Annotated in this window: 2 protein-coding genes; both read right to left on the bottom strand. The window is 74.5% G+C overall.

From position 1 onward, the window contains the following. A partial coding sequence (gene pheT / locus HGA02_RS14135) for a phenylalanine--tRNA ligase subunit beta (protein ID WP_168679585.1) occupies positions 1 to 1,874 on the bottom strand: 1,874 nt, incomplete at its 3' end. After that, positions 1,874 to 2,920, bottom strand: a complete 1,047-nt coding sequence (gene pheS / locus HGA02_RS14140) for a phenylalanine--tRNA ligase subunit alpha (RefSeq protein WP_168679587.1) — start codon at positions 2,918 to 2,920, stop codon at positions 1,874 to 1,876. The genes pheS and pheT, both read right to left, overlap by 1 nt. Positions 2,921 to 3,246 lie beyond the last annotated feature (326 nt).

Consider the following 3,246-nt stretch of genomic DNA (forward strand, 5'->3'; position numbering starts at 1 on the left):
CTCGGGCGCACGCCCCCCGGCAGGCGCGGGGCCGCCGGGGCGTCCGGCGCGGGCCGCGTGACGAGCCCGATCTCGAAGACCGCGAGGTCGCTCTGGCCGCGACCGACGTTGCGACGCGCCGCGTCGAGCAGCGTCACCAGCAGGTTCGTCCGCAGGTAGGGGTGCGACTCCGCGAGCGGGTTCACGAGCCGGACGGCACGGCGACGGTCGTCGTCCTCCGGCAGCGCGAGCGCGTCCAGCTGCTCCGTCGAGACGAACGGGTACGTCAGCACCTCGACGAAGCCCGCCTCGGCGAGCGCCCGCGCGACCGAGCGGCGGGTCCGCTGGCCTGCGGTCAGGCCGCGACCGGCGGGGGCGACGGGCAGCGTCGACGGGATCGCGTCGTAGCCGCGCAGGCGCGCGACCTCCTCGACGAGGTCCACCGGCACCACCAGGTCGGGACGCCACGACGGCACCCGCACCGCGAGCGCGTCGTCGCCCGCGTCGGACACCTCGGCGCCGATCTGGGTGAGCACGTCGCGCACCTCGTCGGCCGTGTACGGCACGCCGACGAGGCGACCGGGCAGGTCGACGGGCAGCGTGATCGTCGGCGGCTCGGCCGTGCGGTCCACGTCGGTGAGCGCCGCGTCCGGGACGCCACCGCCGTGCTCGACGAGCAGCTCCACGACCCGGGCGACCGCGACGCGCGGCAGCTGCGGGTCGACGCCGCGCTCGTACCGCTTGGCGGCCTCGCTCGACAGCTTGTGCCGCCGCGAGGTGCGCGCGACCGTGACCGGGTCCCAGTGCGCTGCCTCGACCAGCACGTCGACGGTGTCCGGCCCGACCTCGCTGTCCCCGCCACCCATCACGCCCGCGAGCCCGATGATCCGCGCGGCACGCGCACCCTCGGGGCTGTCGGTGACCAGCAAGTCCTCGGGGTCGAGCGCGCGGTCCACGCCGTCGAGCGTGAGCAGGCGCTCGCCCGCACGCGCGCGCCGCACCACGATCGGCTCGGCGACCTTGGCCAGGTCGTACGCGTGCAGCGGCTGACCGAGGTCGAGCATGACGTAGTTCGTCGCGTCGACGGCCAGACCGATCGGGCGCATGCCCGCCTGCGTGAGCCGGCGCTGCATCCACTGCGGCGACGGGGCGTCCGCCCGGACCCCGCGCACGACCTGCGCGACGAACCGGTCCGAGCCGGGCACGCCGTGGATCGGCGCGTCGTCCTCGAGGTCGACGGCGACGCCGCCGGACACGGGCTCGCGCTGCTCGGGCGTGGTCAGACCGCGGTCGGTGAACGTCGCACCCGTGGAGTGCGCGTACTCCCGCGCGACGCCCCGCATCGAGAACGCGTACCCGCGGTCGGGCGTCACGTTGATCTCGAGCACCTCGTCGCCGAGGCCGAGCAGCTCGCGCGCGTCCGTGCCGACGGGCACGTCGAGGCCGAGCGTCGACAGCACGATGATGCCCGCGTGGTCCTCGCCGAGGCCGAGCTCGCGCGCCGAGCAGATCATGCCGTCCGACACGTGGCCGTACGTCTTGCGCGACGCGATCGGGAACGGCCCGGGCAGCACCGCGCCCGGGAGCGCGACGACGACCTTGTCGCCCACGTCGAAGTTGTGCGCGCCGCACACGATGCCCCGCGGAGCACCGCCGGGCTCGTTGTGCTCGGCGCCCACGTCGACGCGGCACCAGTTGATCGTCTTGCCGTTCTTCTGCGGCTCGGGCGTGCGCTCGACGACCTCGCCGACCACGAGCGGGCCCGTCACGGCGGCGGCGTGGATCGCCTCCTCCTCGAGCCCGACGCGCACGAGGTCGGCGGCGAGCTGCTCGGCCGTGAGGCCGGCGGGCAGGTCGACGTGGTCGGCGAGCCACGTCAGGGGAACGCGGGGCATCAGATCTCCGTCCCGAACTGCGTGGAGAAGCGCACGTCGCCCTCCACCATGTCGTGCATGTCGGCGATGCCGTGGCGCAGCATCAGGGTCCGCTCGATGCCCATGCCGAAGGCGAAGCCCGAGTAGACGTCGGGGTCGACGCCGCACGCCCGCAGGACGTTCGGGTTGACCATGCCGCAGCCGCCCCACTCGATCCAGCCCGGACCGCCCTTCTTCTGCGGGAACCACAGGTCCATCTCGGCGGACGGCTCCGTGAACGGGAAGAACGACGGCCGCAGACGCGTGCGCGCCTCGGGGCCGAAGATCGCCCGCGCGAAGTGGTCGAGCGTGCCCTTGAGGTGCGCCATCGTCAGGCCCTTGTCGACCGCGAGGCCCTCGACCTGGTGGAACACGGGCGTGTGCGTCGCGTCGAGCGCGTCCGTGCGGAACACCTTGCCGGGACACGCGATGTACACGGGCAGGTCACGCTCGAGCAGCGTGCGCGCCTGCACCGGCGACGTGTGCGTGCGCAGCACGAGCCCGGACTCCGGCGGGTCGACGAAGAACGTGTCCTGCATCTGCCGCGCGGGGTGGTCGACGCCGAAGTTCAGCGCGTCGAAGTTGAACCACTCCGACTCGAGCTCGGGGCCCTCGGCGATCTCCCAGCCCATCGCCACGAAGATGTCCGCGATGCGCTCCTGCAGCGTCTCCAGCGGGTGCCGCGCACCACGCGGGCGCCGGTCGACGGGCAGCGTGACGTCGACGGTCTCCTCGACGAGCACGCGCGCGTCACGCTCCGCCTCGAGCTGCGTCTGCCGCTCCGCGAGCGCCTGCTGCAGCCGCCCGCGGGCACCGCCCAGCAGCCGGCCCGCGACGCCCTTCTCGGCGGGCGCGAGTCCGCCGATCGCACGGTTCGCGAGCGCGATCGCGCTGTGCTCACCGAGGTGCGCGAGGCGTGCGGACTTGAGCTCGTCGAGGTCGCCGGCCGCCGTGAACGCGGCCAGGGCCGCCTTCACCGCGAGGTCGACGCCCGCCTCGTCGAGCGGGGACAGGGGTGTGTCGGTCATGCGGACCTTCCAGGGGAGAAGCCGGAGCCCGCGTCCGCGCCACGGACGGACGGGCCCTGACCGGGCGCGCGAAAGCGCACCGGCCAGCAGGGAAGTCTAGTGGCGCCCGTCCCGGGCCCTCGTGCCCGTCCGCTCGTCGGCGGTCAGGTCACGCGCGCGTCAGCGCAGCCCGAGGACGGGCCGCGGAAATCGGCGACCACCGGCCGCCCGTGCACGCGCTGACATGCCGCCCATCGTGCCACGCGAGGGCGCGCCGCCACGACCCCGAAAGGGTCCCGCCGCGCGTGCGTCCTGGCCGGCCGGGTCCACCGAGGCGAACGCGGCCC

Origin of the sequence: Cellulomonas septica (assembly GCF_012396155.1) — a bacterium.
Taxonomy (GTDB): Bacteria; Actinomycetota; Actinomycetes; order Actinomycetales; family Cellulomonadaceae; genus Cellulomonas; species Cellulomonas septica.